This is a genomic window from Brevundimonas sp. (assembly GCF_029946145.1).
Lineage (GTDB): Bacteria > Pseudomonadota > Alphaproteobacteria > Caulobacterales > Caulobacteraceae > Brevundimonas.
This window is the reverse complement of sequence record NZ_JAQSDY010000003.1, coordinates 1-16,623: the sequence shown is the minus strand read 5'-3', so window position 1 is coordinate 16,623 and position 16,623 is coordinate 1. Positions and strand designations below refer to the sequence as shown.

Sequence of the window (16,623 nt, the reverse complement as noted above, 5' to 3'; positions counted from 1 at the left end):
CCTGACCTCGCGCGCACAGCCCCGGACCGAGCTTCGCCCCTTGATGCTGCCCATCCACGCCGTCCTGGAACCGCTGAAGGCCGCCCTGTCGGCGGGCAATGTCGCCGTGCTGGCCGCGCCGCCGGGCGCCGGCAAGACCACGGTCGTGCCCCTGGCCCTGCTGGGCGAGCCGTGGCTGGGCGGCGGCAAGGTGCTGGTGCTGGAACCGCGGCGGCTGGCGGCTCGGGCGGCGGCGGAGCGGATGGCGTCGTCGCTGGGGGAACAGGCCGGCGACACCGTCGGATACCGCACCCGCCTGCAGAGCCGGATCGGGCCGCGCACCCGGATCGAGGTCATCACCGAGGGCGTCTTCACCCGCATGATTCTGGACGACCCGGGGCTGGAGGGCGTCGGCGCCGTCCTGTTCGACGAATTCCACGAACGCTCGCTGGATGCGGACCTGGGGCTGGCCCTGGCGCGGGAAAGTCAGGGCCTGTTGCGCGAGGACCTGCGACTGCTGGTCATGTCGGCGACGCTGGATATCGCGGGTGTGTCGGGCTTGCTGGGCGGGGCTCCCGTGATCGAGGCCGAGGGCCAGATGTTCCCGGTCGAGACCCGTTACCTGGGCCGCAACGCCGCCGAACGGATCGAGGAGGCCGTGACCCGGGCGGTCCGGCTGGCCCTGAACGAACAGACGGGCTCGGTGCTGGTCTTCCTGCCGGGGCAGGGCGAAATCCATCGCACCGCCCAGCGCCTGAAGGACGCGGTGCGCGACCCGTCCGTCGACATCGCCCCCCTGTACGGCGCGCTCGACGCGAAGGACCAGGATCGCGCCATCCGGCCAGCCGGGCCCGGACGGCGCAAGGTGGTTCTGGCGACCGCGGTGGCCGAGACCAGCCTGACCATCGAAGGCGTGCGCGTGGTCATCGACGGCGGCCTGTCGCGCGTGCCCCGGTTCGAGGCGTCCAGCGGACTGACGCGGCTCGCGACGGTGCGGGTCAGCCGGTCATCAGCGGAACAACGGCGCGGCCGGGCCGGACGCGTCGAGCCGGGCGTCTGCTACCGCCTCTGGGACGAGGCTGCGTCGCGCGGCCTGGTCCCGCACCAGCGCCCGGAAATTCTGGAAGGCGACCTGACGGCCTTCGCCCTGGATCTGGCGCGGTGGGGCGCGCGGACGACGGACGGGCTCGCCCTGCTGGATCAGCCGCCGGCGGGGGCCTTCGCCGAGGCGCGCAAGGTGCTGCGGCGGCTGGATGCGCTGGATGACGACGGCGCCTTGACGGCGCACGGGCACAGGATGACCCGCATCCCGCTGCCGCCGCGTCTGGCGCACATGGTCGCCGTCGCGAGCGACGCCGGCGACGCGGCGCTGGGCGCGCGGATGGCGGCGGTGCTGAGCGAGCCCGGGCTGGGCGGTAACGACGTCGACCTGCGCGAACGGTTGCGGGAACTGGCGCGCGACCGGTCGCAGAGGGCGCGCGATGCAATGAAGCTGGCTGACCGCTGGATGCGCGTGGCTGGCGGCGGGCAGGGCGGCGAGGCGGACCCCGGAGGCCTGCTGGCCGAGGCGTTTCCGGAACGCGTGGCGAAGGCGCGGGGCAAACCGGGCGAGGTCCTGCTGGCTTCGGGTCGCGGAGCCTTCGTGGAGCCGACTGATCTGCTGGCGCGCGAACCCTGGCTGGCCGTGGCCGAACTGGGCGGCGGCCCAAATATTGAGAGTGGGGCCCGCGACCGCATCCGGCTGGCTGCGCCGATCGATCCGGCGGCGCTGGAGCGGCGGATCGAGACCGAGGATCGGCTCAGCCGCGAACCGTCGGGCCGGATGACGATGCGCCGCGTCCGCTGCATCGGCGCGATCGTGGTCGATGAGAAGGTGGTCGGCACGCCCGATCGGGCCGCGATCACGGCGGCGCTGAAATCCGAAGTCGAGCGCGACGGCCTGGCCGGCCTGAAATGGGGCGAGCGGGCGGCGGGCCTGCGGGCGCGGCTGGCTTTTCTGGCAACGCTGGAAGCCGGCTGGCCGGACGTGTCGGACGATGGCCTCAGAGCCGCGCGGGAGACCTGGCTGTGGCCGTTGCTGGAGAATGTGCAGGCGATCGACGCGGTCACCGACGGGGCGCTGGAGGCAGGGCTGAGAACCCTGGTCGCCTGGGACCGGCAGCGCGCTCTGGACGAGCTGGCGCCGGCGCGACTGCACACGCCGTTGGGCTCGGCGGCGATCGACTACGCCGCCCATGGCGGACCGCGCGTGGACATCCGGGTGCAGGAGCTGTTCGGCGTGAAGGCGCATCCGACGGTCGGAGGCGGGCGCACGCCGCTGACCCTGGCCCTGTTGTCGCCGGCGCGGCGGCCGGTGCAGGTGACGAAGGACCTGCCGGGCTTCTGGGCGGGCAGCTGGGCGGCGGTGCGGGCCGAGATGCGCGGCCGCTACCCCCGCCACCCCTGGCCCGAGGACCCGGGCGGAGCCGAGGCGACCTCGCGGGCCAAGCCGCGGGGGACCTGACCCGCCGAACCGGCCTGTTTGCAAACGAGGGCGTGCTCGCCTCGCATTTCAAGGGAGTTTCCGGATGACCCAAGCCAACCCGACGGACCTCGCAACCGACGCGGACCAATGGCTGTTTTCGTACGGGACCCTGCGCCAGCCGGAGGTGCAACTGGCCAATTTCGGCCGCCTGCTTGAGGGGCGCGATGACGTGCTGGAAGGCTATGCGCTTTCGATGATCGAGATCACCGACCCGGAGGTGATCGCGATCAGCGGTTCGAACCGGCATCCGCTCGTCCACAGGACCGGGAGGCCGTACGACCGCGTCGAGGGCGTCGTCTTTCGGGTGAGCGCCGCCGAGATCGCGGCGGCGGACGCCTATGAGACCTCGGACTACGTCCGCGTGACCCTGACCCTGGCCTCAGGACTGGAAGCCAGCGTCTATGTGAACCGCCCGGCGGATTGAGAGCGGCGGCGCGGTCTCAGGCCCCGCCGTTCAGCATCCGGCCATAGCTGTCGACCAGGCTGGTGTAGGTCGGGACGAAATTGACGCTGGCCGGACTGCCGGCGATCGACACCGGCGCCTTGATCTCGAAATGCAGATGGATGGTCGTGGCGTTGCCGCCGAAGTCCGCCGACACCTGGCCGATCTGCTGGCCGCGCTCGACGTTGCGCGAGGCCATGGTCGGGAACAGGGCGTTCACCCCGGCCATGTCCATGTGCAGATAGCGGTAGATGCGGCCTGAATCCCCCAGCAGGGTCACGGTGTAGCTGCCGATCGAGGTGATACGCCCGCTTTCGGCGGCGACGATCCAGTGCACCTTCTTCACGCAGGTGGCGGGGCGGATGTCCTGGCCCTGGTGGCCCCGTCCGGCGGGGCACATGCCATTGGTCCACGACCGGGTCTCGCAGAAATTGTCCCGCCACGGATAGGCGTAGTTGCGCGCGTCGCACTGGCCGCCCGGCCCCGGGGCGGCGAACCCGCCGTAACCATAGACCTGCGAGTTGGCGTAGGCGGGGCCCGCCTCCATCGGGAAGCGCATGCCCGCGGCCCACAGGGTGGCGTCGGTCGCCCCGCTGCCCGAACCCGGGGGCAGGGCGCCGCCCGGGTCGTGGGGCCAGCTGACGGGTTCCGGAACGGGCGGAGCCTCGGGCACGGGCTCCGCCACCGGTTCCGGAACAGGTTCCGGCTCGGGTATCGGCGCGGGCGGGACTTCGCCGGGCGGAGGAGCAGGCTCCGTCGGAGTCGGGACTGGCGCCGGCGGATCGGTCTTCACGGCCGGCGCGGCCGGCTCCAGGACGCAGCCGTTGGGCGAGCAGGCCGTCAGCAGCAGCAGGGCCGCGAGGGTCAGGCGCTTCACGACGCGCCTCCGCCGATCAATTGCAGGGTCGAGGCGAAGGTGATCGCCTCGGGCTCGGTGCACCCCGCCGCGCCGGGTCCCTCGCAGATGAAGCTGACATTATAGGCGGCTCCGAAACGGCTGAAGGTGACGTCGACACCGTATTCCGTGCGTTCGGTCCGGACATTGGTCAGACCCTCGGTCCGGGCCTGGGCCACCGCGCGCGAGGCGACGGGCGGAACGCGGGCGGCGGCGATGCGGGGGCCGGTCCGCGCGATCGTCGCCGGCGCCATCGGCCGGACGGCCCTGAGGGTTCCCGTGGTCAGGGCGGCCGTCGGCGATTGTTGCGGCGAGGCGGGCGCCAGGGGCGAATGGAAGGCCTTGGTCGAGCCGTAGATCTCGATGATCTGCGCGCCGCGCTGAACCACCAGCATATAGTGACGGTCGCCGGTGAAGATGCGGGCGGTGCGCAGCAAGGCGGGATCCGCGGGCGCCAGCACCGGCACGGGCGAGGCGTCGGCGACGGTCAGGACGCGCCTCGACACGGAATCCTGGCTCAACACGCCGCGCAACCGGGCGGTCAGCGGCTCCTTCTGCGCCGCGGCGAGGGCGGCGTTGTCCGCGCGCGTCCGGGGCAGATCGACCTGGGCCGCGGCGACGGGCGAGGGCGGTTGTTGCTGCGATGTGGCCACGCCCGCCAGGGCGGCGGCCAGAATGACGCCTCCGGCGAAGACTCCGGTACGGATGTTCATGTGATCGACCCTCCCGGAGACCGAGCATAGCGCCGTTATGCGAAGGTTGCGAGAGGGCAGCCCGCACGCGTCGCTTGCCTTTTCCGCCCATCCCGCCTACATGCCCGCCCACTTCACACGCAGGCGTGGCGCGGTCAGGGAGAAATCCTGCCCGCTCCGATCCGAGGACTTCGGTCTTTACAGCGCCTGCGGCGGATCAATCGGATAAAGGACTAACCTCATGGCTCTGCCAGAATTCTCCATGCGTTCGCTGCTCGAAGCCGGCGCGCACTTCGGCCACCAGACGCACCGGTGGAACCCGAAGATGGAGCGCTACATCTTCGGATCGCGCTCGAACATCCACATCATCGACCTGTCGCAGTCGATCCCGCTGCTGCACCAGGCGCTGGTCGCCGTGCGCGACGTCGCCGCCAAGGGCGGTCGCGTCCTGTTCGTCGGCACCAAGCGTCAGGCCGCCGATCCGGTGGCCGAGGCCGCCAAGCGCTGCGCCCAGTATTACATGAACAACCGTTGGCTCGGCGGCACCCTGACCAACTGGCGCACCGTGTCGGGCTCGATCGCTCGCCTGCGCGAGCTGGAAGGCCTGCTGGAGTCCGGCGGCGACGGCCGCGTCAAGAAGGAGCTGCTGAACCTGCAGCGCGAGAAGGACAAGCTCGAGCTGTCGCTGGGGGGCATCAAGGACATGGGCTCCATCCCGGACATCATGTTCGTGATCGACACCAACAAGGAGGCCATCGCCATCCTTGAAGCCCGCAAGCTGAACATCCCGATCATCGCCATCCTGGACACCAACTCGGACCCGGACGGCATCACCTATCCGATCCCCGGCAACGACGACGCCGCCCGCGCCATCCAGACCTATTGCGACCTGATCGCCGACGCCGTCCTGGACGGCCTGGCTGCTGGTCAGGCTTCGGCCGGCGTCGACCTCGGCGCCGCGGTGAACCCGGACGAGCCGATGCTGCGCGAAGCCAAGGCTCCGAAGGCCGCGAAGGCTGCTGAAGCCCCGGTCGCCCCGGCCGAGGCTGAAGCCGTCGCCGAGGAAATGATCGCCGCCGCCGAACCCGCAGCCGAGCCGGCCGTGGCCGACGAAGCCGCCCAGGCCGCGACCTCGGAAGCCAACGACGCCGTCGAAACCGAGGAAGCCGCGGTCTAAACGACCCCGCTTCCCGACGGCGAAATCAATACGCGGCCGGGCCCCTCAACGGGTCCGGCCGTTCCCGCATACGCATACCAAGGAGATACCCCATGGCCGAGATCACAGCCGCCCTCGTGATGGAACTGCGCGCCAAGTCCGGCGTCGGCATGATGGACTGCAAGAAGGCGCTTCAGGAAACCGGCGGCGACATCAGCGCCGCGATCGACTGGCTGCGCGCCAAGGGCCTGTCCAAGGCCGCCAAGAAGGCCGACCGCGTCGCCGCCGAAGGCCTGGTCGCCGTCGCCTCGAAGGAAGTCGGAGCCGGTGAAGTCGGCGCCGCCATCGAGTTCAACGCCGAAACCGACTTCGTCGCCCGCAACGACCTGTTCCAGAACGCCGCCAAGAAATTCGCCGAACTGGGCCTCGAGCACGCCACGCTCGAAGGCCTGCACGGCGCCGAGCTGGAAGCCGGCAAGTCGGTCCAGGACGAAGTGACCCAGCTGATCGCCACCGTCGGCGAGAACATGCAGCTGCGCCGCGCCGCCCGCCTGTCGGTCGATGAAGGCGTCGTCGCCTCCTACGTCCACAACGCCGTCTCGCCGGGCCTCGGCCGCATCGGCGTGCTGGTCGCCCTGCACGGCGGCGGCGACAAGACCGCCCTGCGCGAACTGGGCCGCAAGATCGCCATGCACGTGGCGGCCACGGCTCCGCTGTCGCTGAACACGGACGATCTGGACCCGGCCGCGATCGAGAAGGAACGTCAGGTCCTGACCGAGAAGGCCAAGGAGGAAGGCAAGCCGGAAGCCATGATCGCCAAGATCGTGGAAGGCCAGATCAACAAGTTCCAGAAGGACGTCGTGCTGATCAAGCAGCCGTTCGTCATGAACCCCGACGTGACCATCGAGCAGCTGGTCGCCGACGCGGGCAAGGAACTGGGCCACCCTGGCCTGCACCTGGCCGGCTTCGTCCGCCTCGCCCTCGGCGAAGGCGTCGAAAAGGTCGAGGGCCCGGACTTCGCCACTGAAGTCGCCCAGATGTCGAGCGGCCAGTAAACCTCCGTCAAACACCGACTGAAGGGGCCGGCGAGCGATCGCCGGCCTTTTTGTTGGGCCGACGCCGATCTGGCTATTCTCCTGCTTATCGATAGGCTTCAACCTTTGCCGGAGGATACCGTTGTCGCCATTTCTTCTGCTTCTGCTTCTTGGAAGCGCCCAGGATCCTGACGCCGGGACACCGGTCGAATCCTGGGCGATGGTCCGTTGGACCCTGCCAATGCCCGGCGCCCAGCGCGGATCGGACATGTGGTATCGCAGGCCCGTCCGCGTGATCTCCGAAGACGGCCCGATCCTTCAGGTCGAGGGACTAACGGCGCTGGAATACGGGAGTGACGGCGCGGTCGTCAGACACGCCCGTTATGTCGAACAACTGCATTGCGGAACGACCAATCTGCGACCGGTCCCGCAGCCGGGAGAAGCGGCCGAGCCATGGGGCCCGCCCCCTCCCGAATCCAGCCCGCCTTACGACTTCATTCGCGCCGTGTGCGATGACAAGCGCCCTTACGACACCGCCGCGGGGCCGGAGGAAGCGATCGCGAAAAGCGCGGAATACGAGCGTCAGTGGCGACGTCGCGTCGAGATGGGGCGCATCCGCCCCTGAATGAACCGCGAGACGTCAGACTCTCCCGTTTGCGACGGTCGCCATCTCGCGGCACTAAAGCCTGATCGATTCGCCCAAGGGGTCCTGCCAAATGAAGCGCCTGCTCGTCGCCGTTTCCGCCATCGCAATCCTCACCGCCGCCCCGGTCGCCGCCCAGGAGGTGGACCGGGTCGCGATCAACGGCATCATCGACCAGGGGCTGAACCACAGCGAGGTCATGCAGACCGCCGCCCACCTGACCGACCGCATCGGCGGGCGGATGACCAACTCCCCGCAGATGCGCGAAGCCGAGCGCTGGACCCAGCAGCGCTTCCGCGACTGGGGCCTGTCCAATGTCCGCGCCGAGGGTTTCGAGTTCGGCCGCGGCTGGTCGATCGTCCGTTCCAGCGTGCGCATGACCGCGCCCCGCCCGATCGACCTGCGAGCCATCCCGATCGCCTGGACGCCCTCGACCGACGGCGTGGTCAGTGGCGGCGTCATCGTGGCTCCGATCACCAGCGCCGGCCAGTTCGACCAATGGCGCGGCAGGTTGCGCGGCAAGATCGTGATGATCACCCGTCCGGACACGGGATCGGAGCCCACCGAGGCGCCGTTCCGACGCCTGACCGACGAGGAGCTCGCGGGCCGCATCCCCTACGTCCAGCCCCTGCAATGATCCGGACGCGGCCGAGCGCGCGGCCCGCTCCGGCCGGGCCGACTTCGCCTCCCGGCTCGACGCCTTCCTGGTCGAGGAGGGGGCCGTGGCCTGGGTGCGGATGTCGAACCGCGACGGCGGCCTGCTGCACGGCACGGGCTACACCCATCAGGTCGGCGCCACGCCGCGGCTTCCGGGCATGGAGCTGGCGGCCGAGGACTATCGCCGCCTGGCGCGCCTGGCCCGGACCGACACGCCCCCGACGCTGGAGCTGATGAGCGAGGTCCGGTTCCACGACGACGACGTCAATGCGTACAACATCCTCGCCGACATCCCGGGAACCGGCCGGACCGACGAATACGTCATGGCCGGCGCTCACCTCGACAGCTGGGTCGCGTCCGACGGCGCCGTCGACAACGCGGCGGGCAGCGCTGTCGTCATGGAGGCCGCGCGCATCCTCAGGGCGCTGGGCGTCCGCCCGAAACGCACCATCCGGTTCGCCCTGTGGAGCGGGGAAGAGCAGGGCATTCTCGGTTCGCTGGCCTATGTGGACCGCCACCTCGCCACGCGCGCGGCGTCGAGCGATCCCGCCCTGGCCTCGCGACCGAACGGCCAGACCTGGCGCGCCCGCTGGCCGATCCAGCCGCGCGAAGGCTATCGCGACCTCGTCGCCTACTTCAACCTGGACAACGGCTCGGGCAGGATTCGCGGCATCAACGCCGAGGGCAATGTCGCCGCCGCCCCGATCTTCCAGGACTGGCTCCAGCCGTTTGAAAGCATGGGCGCCTCGACCGTGTCATTGCGGCCCTCGGGCGGCACCGACCACGTCTACATGCAGACGGTGGGCGTGCCCGGCTACCAGTTCATCCAGGATCCGCTCGACTACGGCAGCCGCCTGCACCACACCTCGATCGACAGCTACGACCACCTGCGGCCCGACGACCTGCGTCAGGCGGCGGTGATCCTGGCCAGCTTCCTGCTCAACGCCGCCAACAGCGACGAGCCCCTGCCGCGCATGCCACTGCCGACGCGGCCGACCGCCAGCGATCCGTTCGCGTATCCGGGCGGGGAGTAAGGGCTGCGGCGTCCCGGGCACGGACGTCGCCGCGCCGTAATTACCGGACCTCGATGATCCGGTCCTTGTTCCTGAAGCGGATGGTGAAGGCCGCGCGCGCCTCCACAGCCTGTCCGTCGACCGTTCTGGGATGGAAGCGGTAGGTCCCCTCGGCAGCGAGCGCCGCTTCGCCCAGACCCATGCCAGCAACGGACTCGCGGAGCAGCTGGCAAGCTCTTGCCCGGCCCTCGACGGTGACGATGCACTCGATGTGGGCGGCACCCTCGCTGAGGTTCAGGGCGGCCGCGGGCATGGCCAGCCGGGGCGTCTCGGCCCAGGTCGGAGCCGTCGAAACGGCGTTCGGCCTGATCGGCTGTTCGAGGCCGGACGGCTCCCTGAGGGGCTCGAGCGTGCGTGGCGTCCTTCCCGGCGCGCGGGCGCTCTCCGGCACGAACCTGGCCCATACCCTCGCCGACACCGGGGGCATGTCCGCTTCGACGGCGGGGATCAACGGTTCGGCGTCCACGAGCATCGCCGCGGCGTCATCCATTCTCGCCGCGCAGTGATCCTTCCGGAGATCGTCGGCGTCTGCGCTTTCGGCCCCTTGCTGGTATGACATGTAGAAGATCTGATCGAGGATCCCCTCGCCGCCCGGCTGCTCGACCGGAAAGCCGGAAGGAGCGCTCGCCTCGAAGGCGGCGATCTGGTCCGCCGGCATATAACGACGGCAACGTCCGAGCTGGACGCCGAACCGGGAGACGGCCGCGAAGGCCCGTTGCTGATCGAGTGTCAACTCGATGCGCTCGCGCGTCACCTCGACCATCGGTGACTGCTGGAACGCGGCGACGGCCAGCCACAGGAAAATCATTCTGGATCTCTCCGATACTGCGAGGTCGCCGACCTGCTTGGGGCTTCGCCCTGTCACTCACAGCGGATATGCAAATGTCCAGGGCGTCAATCCGCTCGGCGCGACGAACCGCCCGCCTTCTCGCGCGCGCCGACACGGTCTAAGGCATCTGCATGATCGGAAGACTGAACCACGTCGGCGTCGCGACGCCGTCCATCGAGGCCAGTGTCGCCCTGTACCGGGACCTGCTCGGCGCCACGAAGGCGCACGCGCCCTTCGACCTGCCAGCCCAGGGGGTGCGGGTCTGTTTCATCGACCTGCCCAACGCCCAGATCGAGCTGATCGAGCCGCTGGGCGACGACAGCCCGATCCACGGCTTTCTCGCCAAAAACCCAAAGGGCGGGCAGCACCACGTCTGTTTCGAGGTCGAGGACATCCTCGCCGCCCGCGACGCCCTGCGGGCGAAGGGGGCGACCATCCTCGGTACGGGCGAGCCGCGCATCGGCGCGCACGGCACGCCGATCATCTTCCTCCACCCGAAGGACATGGGCGGGGTGCTGGTCGAACTGATGGAAACACCGAAAGACGGAGCGCACTGATGCCGATCGGCCCGGTCACCATGCTGGCCATCTACCTCGTCTGCTGGTGGACGGTGCTGTTCGCCGTCCTGCCGCTGGGTACCTCGAAAGAGCGGCACGAGCCGCCGACCGACGGGGCCCAGTGGGGCTCGCCCGAGAAGCCGGACCTGAAGCGCAAATTCATCACCACGACGTGGGTCGCGGCCGTGGTCTGGGCTCTGGTGATGGTCCTCGTCTTCATCGGCTGGATGCCGTTGCCGGACCTCGCCCCGCCGGTTTAGGATCGCTCGATGACCGACCGCCTGTTTGTGCTCAATCCCGGCTGGACCGACGAACAGGGCGGTCCGTGGTACTGCCCCGCCGGCGCGGTCATCGAAGGCGTTCTGGCCTTCTATCCAGCTCTGCGCGAACAGCTCGATATCACCTATCTTGACCACCCGCGCCCGCGCCCGCCCGTCATCGAACTGGTCGGCGAAGACCATCAGAGCTGCCCGATCCTGATCCTCGACGAGACCTTCGACTGGCCCGAGGCGCAGACCAGCGAAACAACCGGCAAACGCTTCCTGCAGGACGAGGCCATCATCCCCTATCTGGCCGCCAGATACGGCATCGGCCTGCCGCATCCCTGAAGCGCGCAAGCTGGAAACCACGCCTTAATACAGGCGCGTCAGGTTGACGGGATGACCGCCGCGTCCGACCTGCACTCGCCGATTTCGGCCGACGGCCGCTTCATGGCGCTGGACGGTCTGCGCGGCGTGGCGGCGCTGGTGGTGCTGATCCTGCACATTTCGTCGCTGCGCCATCTGGTTTTCCACGGTTATATCGCGGTCGATCTGTTCTTCATCATGTCCGGCTTCGTGGTGGCCCACGCCTACGAGGGACGGCTCAGGGCCGGCTGGAGCCCGGGCGCCTTCATCAGGGCGCGGATCGTCCGTCTGTGGCCGCTGTACATGCTGGGCACCTGCATCGGCGCCGCCGTTTACGCCGGAGCAATCAACGACGCCGGGGGTGTCATCGGCCTCGGGGTGCTTTTCGCCGCAGCCGCGATGATGATTCCGACGCCGCTGGACGCGAACTCGCAGGTCTTCACGCTCAACCCGCCCGGATGGTCACTGTTCTTCGAGATGGCGGCCAACATCGTCTACGCCTTCGCTGCGAGCCGGCTCAGCGACCGGGCGCTCAAGGTCGTTGTCGGCTTGGGCGCGGCGGCGGTGCTGGTTGCCTTCCTGATGGCTGAAAAGGGCTCGATCGGCCAGCGCGGCTGGTCTCTTGCGGGCGGTCTGGCCAGAATCGCGTTCGGTTTCCCACTCGGCTTATTGCTGCACCGGATGTGGATCGCCGGACGACTGACCTTGCGCTGGCCTGTCGCCCTGATCGTCGCGGCCTTCATCGCTATGGTCGTGGCGCCGGACCTCGGCCGCTGGAACGGCCTGGTTGACGCCGTGGCGGTCCTGTTCGTCCTGCCGTTCATCGTGGTCGCCGCCGTGACCGCGCGCCTGTCGCCCCGACTGCAAACCGCAGCAGCCTTCGTCGCCGCCCTGTCGTATCCGCTCTACATCTTGCACGGGCCGTTCCTCATGGTCGCCAAGATGCAGTTCGGCGATGTGCCTCTGAGCGAAATCGTTGCCGGAGCCGCCAGCCTCGTCGCGGCGTTCGTCGCGGGGCGCTGGTTCGATCCGCCAGCGCGCGCCTTGCTCGGGCGAATGTTGCAACAAAGACGCCGCGCGCCGCTGACCGCCTAGCTTTCGCCCCTCCGTCCCGGCTAAAGCACTGTTCCACGCCCTGCTTGCCGGATACCGACTCATGCGCCTGTCGCGCTATTTCCTCCCCACGCTGAAAGAAGCGCCCTCGGACGCCCAGATCGTCTCGCACCAGCTGATGCTGCGCGCCGGGATGATCAAACAGGAGGCCGCAGGCATCTACGCCTGGCTGCCGCTGGGCCTGCGGGTGCTGAACCGGATCGAGCAGATCGTCCGCGAGGAGCAGGAGCGGGCAGGGGCCGTCGAACTGCTGATGCCGACCCTGCAGCTGGCCGATCTATGGCGGGAGTCGGGGCGGTATGACGCCTACGGCCCCGAGATGCTGCGCATCACGGACCGGCATGAGCGCGAACTGCTGTACGGCCCCACCAACGAGGAGATGATCACCGACATCTTCCGCGGCTTTGTGAAGAGCTACAAGGCGCTGCCGCTCAACCTCTTCCACATCCAGTGGAAATTCCGCGACGAGCGCCGGCCCCGCTTCGGCGTCATGCGCGGGCGCGAGTTCCTGATGAAGGACGCCTATTCCTTCGACATCGACGAGGCCTCGGCGCGCAAGGCCTACAACCGCATGTTCGTGGCCTATCTGAACACCTTCGCCCGCATGGGGCTGAAGGCCGTGCCGATGCGCGCCGACACCGGCCCGATCGGCGGCGACCTGAGCCACGAGTTCATCGTCCTGGCCGAGACCGGCGAAAGCCAGGTCTTCTGCGACCGCAAGCTGGTCGAGATGGGCGCGCCCGGCACGGGCGTCGACTGGGACGACCTGCAGGCCCTCGTCGACGCGCGCACCGGCCTGTACGCCGCCACCGAGGAAATGCACGACGCCGCCCGGTTCGAGAGCGAGACGGCCGAGGCCGACCGCCTCACCGCCCGCGGCATCGAGGTCGGCCACATCTTCTATTTCGGCACCAAATACTCCGCTCCCATGAAGGCGAAGGTCGCCGGCCCCGACGGCAAGGACGCCGACGTCCACATGGGCAGCTACGGCGTCGGCGTGTCGCGCCTGCTGGGCGCCATCATCGAGGCCAGCCACGATGACAGCGGCATCATCTGGCCGGACTCCGTCGCCCCGTTCGACGTGGTGGTCATCAACCTGCGCGCCAACGACGAGGCGGTCTGCGCCGCCTGCGAGGAGGCCGTCGCCAAGCTCGAGGCCCTCGGCAAGGACGTGCTCTACGACGACACCGACGAGCGGCCGGGCGGCAAATTCGCCACCGCCGACCTGATCGGCATCCCCTGGCAACTGACCATCGGTCCCAAGGGCCTCGCCGACGGGGTTGTCGAGCTGAAGCGCCGCGCGACCGGCGAGAAGGTCTCCGTCCCGCTGGGCGAGGCCCTGGCCAAGGTTCGCGGATGACAGACGTCACGGCGGCGAAACCGACGAAGCCGGCCGGGCCCTTCTCCGGCTGGGAGATCGAGCTGGCGCTGCGCTACCTGCGCGCCCGGCGGAAGGAGGGCGGCATCGCCCTGATCGCCATCATCTCCTATGTCGCCATCTCGCTGGCGGTCATGGCCCTGATCGTGGTGATGAGCATCATGGCCGGCTTCCGGTCCGAACTGCTCAGCCGCATGCTGTCCTTCAACGGCCACATGTACGTCCAGGGCCAGATCCTGAACGACCCGGAACGCGACGCCGCGGTCCAGCGCATCAGCCGCGTCCCCGGCGTCATCAGCGTCACCCCCGTGATCGAGAACCAGAGCCTCGTCCGCGCCGCCGGCCAGACGACCGGCGCCGTCGTGCGCGGCATCCGCCCGCAGGACCTGGGCTCCATGTCCTATGTCCACGACAGCCTGTCGACCGAGGCGAAGCGCACCTTCGGTCAGGGCGCCTACGGCGGCGACAACGTCATCATCGGCAAGGCCCTGGCCGAGGGCATGGGTCTGAGGGTCGGCGACCCGATCACCCTGTATTCCCCGACCGGGGCCGACAGCGCCTTCGGCAATCTGGGCGGGCTGGAGAAGACCTATCGCATAGGCGGCGTCTTCACCTCGGGCACCGCCGACTTCGACCGCGCCTTCATCTTCATGCCGCTGGAACAGGCCCAGCTCTTCTTCGCCAAGGAAGGCGTCTGGGACGTGATCGAGATGAAGGTCGCCAAGCCTGACCAAGTGGCCGACCTCTATCCCGCCGTCCGCGCGGCCGCCGGCCCCAACGCCATCGTCAGCGACTGGCGCGACCGGCTGGCCGCCTTCTGGGGCGCGCTGAAGGTCGAGCGGGTGGCGATGAGCATCATCCTCGGCCTCGTCGTCGCCATCGCCGCCCTGAACATCATCTCCGGCATCGTCATGCTGGTGAAGAACAAGACCCGCGACATCGCCATCCTGCGCACGGTCGGGGCCAGTCAGATGTCGATGCTGCGCGTCTTCTTCGTCGCCGGCGCCGCGATCGGCGTGGCCGGCACGGCCACAGGCCTGTTCCTGGGTCTCGTCTTCTGCCTGAACATCGGGGCCATCCAGCATTTCCTCGAGGCCCTGCTGGGGGTCCAGCTGTTCAACGCCGACGTCTACATGCTGGACGCCGTGCCCGCCCTGGTCGATCCGGGCGACGTCTTCTGGGTCACCGTCTGGTCCCTGTTCATGAGCTGTATCGCCAGCCTGCTGCCGTCGTGGCGGGCCGCGAAAATGGATCCGGTCGAGGCGCTTCGGTATGAGTAACCCCGTCCTGTCGGTCCGCGGCCTGACCCGCACCTACGAGTCCGCCGCCGGCCCCCTGACAGTGCTCCGGGGCGTCGATCTGGACGTGCGTCCGGGCGAGGTCGTCGGCCTGATCGGCCCCTCCGGCTCGGGCAAGTCGTCCCTGCTGCACGCCGCCGGCCTGCTGGAGCGGCCGACCTCGGGTCAGATACTCATCGACGGCGAGGACGTCGGCAGGCTGGACGAACGCGCCCGCACCCACATCAGGCTGGCGAAGATCGGCTTCGTCTACCAATTCCACCACCTGCTGCCCGAGTTCGACGCCCGCGACAACGTCGCCCTGCCGCTGCGCATCGCCGGGGTGAAACAGCCCGAGGCCCGCGCGCGCGCCTCCGAGGTGCTGACCGCCCTCGGCCTCGGCGAACGCCTGACCCACCAGCCGGCCCAGATGTCGGGGGGGGAGCAGCAGCGCGTCGCCGTCGCCCGGGCCCTCGCCAACCGCCCGCGCCTGCTGCTGGCCGACGAGCCGACTGGCAACCTTGACCCCGCCACCAGCCAGACCGTGTTCGAGGCCCTGCACCGGCTGGTCAAGGACACCGGCGTCGCCGCCCTGATCGCCACCCACAACATGGAGCTGGCCGGTCACATGGACCGCGTCTTCGCCCTCAAGGACGGCCATCTGGAAGAGCGCCCGGCCGAGAGCCACGCCTACTAGGTCAAGCGACCGGCTTCGCAATCCAACCGTCATCCTCGGGCTTGTCCCGAGGACCCATTTGTGGCCCGCATGGCTGCGTCGTGGATTGCACCGTCGCCGGACCATCACGGCGTGTCGCGCATCTTCCACGATGGCCCCGCGGGACAAGCCCGAGGGTGACGGATTGAAATAGACAGGCCCCCATGACCGACGCCATCCAGGCCCATCTGACCACGGCGCGCGAGGCCATGGCCGAGGGCCGCTCGCTCGACGCCCGCAACTCATACGCCCGCGCCGCCGCCCTCAGCCGCGAAAGCGGCGCGCCCCTGCTGCAGGCCCACGCCCTGCGCCACCTGTCCGACATCGACCGCGAGGCCGATCATCTCGAACAGGCCCTGGCCCACGCCGAACAGGCGGCGGCCCTGTACCGCTCGAACGGGCAGGGGACGTCGCTCGACATGGCCAACGCCCTGCGGCTGACGGCGCTGGCGCTCGACGCCCTGCGCCGCCCGGCCGCGGCCGAAGCCCTCTGGACCGCCGCGCGTGCCCTCTACGCCGACGCGGGCGCCGCGGCGGGCGTCGCCGAGTGCGAGCGCCGGCTTGAGACGGCGGCGGACTAGCCGCAGCCCCCCCCTTCGGGCCAACCCATTCCGCTCATCCCGGCGAAAGCCGGGACCCGGTGCTTTGGGCGAACAGTCCTACCGGTTTGATCCACCGGCGATCCCGCGCACCGCGCGTCGCGAAAACACTGGGTCCCGGCTTTCGCCGGGATGAGCGGATATCTGGAATGGCTACTTCTTCCCCGGAGGCGTCGTGAACGGCGAGCTGCTGCTGACCGCCACGGACGGCTTGGGCTTTTCGGCCTTGGGTTTGCGGACTTCCTTGTTGCTCTTCACTTGACCCTTGGCCATGGCCGCTCTCCTGCGACGCCTGCCGCCGGGAGGGGCGGGGGTGGCGTTCGCCCCATCCTACAGGCCAGGGCGAGTCGTGTTCACCTCAAATTCGCTTGACGGGATAGTGAGCTGCACCCGGTTTCGAGGACACCCGGTTAAGCTACAACCGTCTGCCTTTC

The 16,623-nt window shown here is 69.2% G+C and carries 19 protein-coding genes; 15 read left to right on the top strand and 4 right to left on the bottom strand.

The genetic code is table 11. The annotated features are described in order from the left end of the window. The first annotated feature begins 43 nt into the window (after positions 1 to 43). Both hrpB and PSV23_RS00470 read left to right on the top strand, forming a co-directional pair. On the top strand, positions 44 to 2,482 hold the full coding sequence (hrpB, locus tag PSV23_RS00475; protein WP_300465515.1) for an ATP-dependent helicase HrpB: 2,439 nt from the start codon (positions 44 to 46) through the stop codon (positions 2,480 to 2,482). Positions 2,483 to 2,546: 64 nt separating this feature from the next. Then, entirely contained in the window at positions 2,547 to 2,927 is a 381-nt protein-coding gene (locus PSV23_RS00470) for a gamma-glutamylcyclotransferase family protein (protein WP_300465513.1), read from the top strand. A 16-nt stretch (positions 2,928 to 2,943) separates the two neighbouring features. Here PSV23_RS00470 and PSV23_RS00465 read toward each other — a convergent pair whose 3' ends face one another. Beyond that, positions 2,944 to 3,822, bottom strand: coding sequence for a M23 family metallopeptidase (locus PSV23_RS00465; RefSeq protein ID WP_300465511.1), 879 nt, complete (start codon positions 3,820 to 3,822; stop codon positions 2,944 to 2,946). Continuing rightward, complete coding sequence (locus tag PSV23_RS00460) at positions 3,819 to 4,553, bottom strand: hypothetical protein (RefSeq protein WP_300465510.1); 735 nt, start codon at positions 4,551 to 4,553, stop codon at positions 3,819 to 3,821. The genes PSV23_RS00465 and PSV23_RS00460 overlap by 4 nt, the downstream gene beginning before the upstream one ends. A 220-nt stretch (positions 4,554 to 4,773) precedes the next feature. On the opposite strand from PSV23_RS00460, the gene rpsB reads away from it, so the two are divergent. From rpsB to PSV23_RS00435, 5 genes are all read left to right on the top strand, one after another. Further along, positions 4,774 to 5,709: a 30S ribosomal protein S2 gene (gene rpsB, locus PSV23_RS00455; protein ID WP_300465508.1), complete on the top strand. Its 936-nt coding sequence runs from the start codon at positions 4,774 to 4,776 to the stop codon at positions 5,707 to 5,709. 92 nt (positions 5,710 to 5,801) lie between these two features. Continuing rightward, positions 5,802 to 6,743, top strand: a complete 942-nt coding sequence (tsf, locus tag PSV23_RS00450; protein ID WP_300465506.1) for a translation elongation factor Ts — start codon at positions 5,802 to 5,804, stop codon at positions 6,741 to 6,743. A gap of 199 nt (positions 6,744 to 6,942) precedes the next feature. Next, on the top strand, positions 6,943 to 7,347 hold the full coding sequence (locus PSV23_RS00445; protein ID WP_300465504.1) for a hypothetical protein: 405 nt from the start codon (positions 6,943 to 6,945) through the stop codon (positions 7,345 to 7,347). A gap of 91 nt (positions 7,348 to 7,438) precedes the next feature. Beyond that, the gene (locus PSV23_RS00440) at positions 7,439 to 8,002 is read left to right on the top strand and encodes a hypothetical protein (protein WP_300465502.1); all 564 of its coding nucleotides are present in this window, start codon (positions 7,439 to 7,441) and stop codon (positions 8,000 to 8,002) included. A gap of 85 nt (positions 8,003 to 8,087) precedes the next feature. Next, positions 8,088 to 9,056 carry a M20/M25/M40 family metallo-hydrolase gene (locus tag PSV23_RS00435; protein WP_300465500.1) on the top strand — a complete coding sequence of 323 codons (969 nt, stop codon included), beginning with the start codon at positions 8,088 to 8,090 and terminating at the stop codon, positions 9,054 to 9,056. Between the two features lie 40 nt (positions 9,057 to 9,096). On the opposite strand, the gene PSV23_RS00430 is transcribed toward PSV23_RS00435, so the two are convergent. Further along, positions 9,097 to 9,903 (bottom strand): hypothetical protein, encoded by an 807-nt coding sequence (locus PSV23_RS00430; RefSeq protein ID WP_300465498.1) that lies wholly within the window; start codon positions 9,901 to 9,903, stop codon positions 9,097 to 9,099. Positions 9,904 to 10,055: 152 nt separating this feature from the next. Between PSV23_RS00430 and mce the strand changes: the two genes are divergently transcribed. From mce to PSV23_RS00390, 8 genes are all read left to right on the top strand, one after another. Beyond that, entirely contained in the window at positions 10,056 to 10,481 is a 426-nt protein-coding gene (mce, locus tag PSV23_RS00425; protein ID WP_300465496.1) for a methylmalonyl-CoA epimerase, read from the top strand. Next, entirely contained in the window at positions 10,481 to 10,741 is a 261-nt protein-coding gene (locus tag PSV23_RS00420) for a DUF1467 family protein (RefSeq protein WP_300465494.1), read from the top strand. Before mce ends, PSV23_RS00420 begins: the two co-directional genes overlap by 1 nt. 9 nt (positions 10,742 to 10,750) lie before the next feature. Further along, positions 10,751 to 11,089, top strand: a complete 339-nt coding sequence (locus tag PSV23_RS00415) for a DUF3088 family protein (RefSeq protein WP_300465492.1) — start codon at positions 10,751 to 10,753, stop codon at positions 11,087 to 11,089. A 51-nt stretch (positions 11,090 to 11,140) separates the two neighbouring features. Then, complete coding sequence (locus tag PSV23_RS00410; protein WP_300465490.1) at positions 11,141 to 12,202, top strand: acyltransferase; 1,062 nt, start codon at positions 11,141 to 11,143, stop codon at positions 12,200 to 12,202. Between the two features lie 61 nt (positions 12,203 to 12,263). Then, positions 12,264 to 13,580 carry a proline--tRNA ligase gene (gene proS, locus PSV23_RS00405; RefSeq protein ID WP_300465488.1) on the top strand — a complete coding sequence of 439 codons (1,317 nt, stop codon included), beginning with the start codon at positions 12,264 to 12,266 and terminating at the stop codon, positions 13,578 to 13,580. Next, positions 13,577 to 14,878, top strand: a complete 1,302-nt coding sequence (locus PSV23_RS00400) for a lipoprotein-releasing ABC transporter permease subunit (protein ID WP_300465486.1) — start codon at positions 13,577 to 13,579, stop codon at positions 14,876 to 14,878. Before proS ends, PSV23_RS00400 begins: the two co-directional genes overlap by 4 nt. Continuing rightward, complete coding sequence (locus tag PSV23_RS00395; protein ID WP_300465484.1) at positions 14,871 to 15,572, top strand: ABC transporter ATP-binding protein; 702 nt, start codon at positions 14,871 to 14,873, stop codon at positions 15,570 to 15,572. The genes PSV23_RS00400 and PSV23_RS00395 overlap by 8 nt, the downstream gene beginning before the upstream one ends. A 182-nt stretch (positions 15,573 to 15,754) precedes the next feature. Further along, complete coding sequence (locus PSV23_RS00390) at positions 15,755 to 16,171, top strand: hypothetical protein (protein ID WP_300465482.1); 417 nt, start codon at positions 15,755 to 15,757, stop codon at positions 16,169 to 16,171. Between the two features lie 171 nt (positions 16,172 to 16,342). Here PSV23_RS00390 and PSV23_RS00385 read toward each other — a convergent pair whose 3' ends face one another. Beyond that, the gene (locus PSV23_RS00385) at positions 16,343 to 16,462 is read right to left on the bottom strand and encodes a hypothetical protein (protein ID WP_235561751.1); all 120 of its coding nucleotides are present in this window, start codon (positions 16,460 to 16,462) and stop codon (positions 16,343 to 16,345) included. Positions 16,463 to 16,623: the final 161 nt, after the last annotated feature.

Coding starts and splice junctions, on each gene's coding strand:
- PSV23_RS00440 (WP_300465502.1), top strand. CDS start 7,439: ATGAAGCGCCTGCTCGTCGCCGTTTCCGCCATCGCAATCCTCACCGCC.
- hrpB (WP_300465515.1), top strand. CDS start 44: ATGCTGCCCATCCACGCCGTCCTGGAACCGCTGAAGGCCGCCCTGTCG.
- PSV23_RS00415 (WP_300465492.1), top strand. CDS start 10,751: ATGACCGACCGCCTGTTTGTGCTCAATCCCGGCTGGACCGACGAACAG.
- rpsB (WP_300465508.1), top strand. CDS start 4,774: ATGGCTCTGCCAGAATTCTCCATGCGTTCGCTGCTCGAAGCCGGCGCG.
- PSV23_RS00390 (WP_300465482.1), top strand. CDS start 15,755: ATGACCGACGCCATCCAGGCCCATCTGACCACGGCGCGCGAGGCCATG.
- PSV23_RS00430 (WP_300465498.1), bottom strand. CDS start 9,903: ATGATTTTCCTGTGGCTGGCCGTCGCCGCGTTCCAGCAGTCACCGATG.
- PSV23_RS00400 (WP_300465486.1), top strand. CDS start 13,577: ATGACAGACGTCACGGCGGCGAAACCGACGAAGCCGGCCGGGCCCTTC.
- PSV23_RS00460 (WP_300465510.1), bottom strand. CDS start 4,553: ATGAACATCCGTACCGGAGTCTTCGCCGGAGGCGTCATTCTGGCCGCC.
- PSV23_RS00410 (WP_300465490.1), top strand. CDS start 11,141: ATGACCGCCGCGTCCGACCTGCACTCGCCGATTTCGGCCGACGGCCGC.
- PSV23_RS00385 (WP_235561751.1), bottom strand. CDS start 16,462: ATGGCCAAGGGTCAAGTGAAGAGCAACAAGGAAGTCCGCAAACCCAAG.
- PSV23_RS00470 (WP_300465513.1), top strand. CDS start 2,547: ATGACCCAAGCCAACCCGACGGACCTCGCAACCGACGCGGACCAATGG.
- proS (WP_300465488.1), top strand. CDS start 12,264: ATGCGCCTGTCGCGCTATTTCCTCCCCACGCTGAAAGAAGCGCCCTCG.
- mce (WP_300465496.1), top strand. CDS start 10,056: ATGATCGGAAGACTGAACCACGTCGGCGTCGCGACGCCGTCCATCGAG.
- PSV23_RS00420 (WP_300465494.1), top strand. CDS start 10,481: ATGCCGATCGGCCCGGTCACCATGCTGGCCATCTACCTCGTCTGCTGG.
- tsf (WP_300465506.1), top strand. CDS start 5,802: ATGGCCGAGATCACAGCCGCCCTCGTGATGGAACTGCGCGCCAAGTCC.
- PSV23_RS00395 (WP_300465484.1), top strand. CDS start 14,871: ATGAGTAACCCCGTCCTGTCGGTCCGCGGCCTGACCCGCACCTACGAG.
- PSV23_RS00445 (WP_300465504.1), top strand. CDS start 6,943: ATGGTCCGTTGGACCCTGCCAATGCCCGGCGCCCAGCGCGGATCGGAC.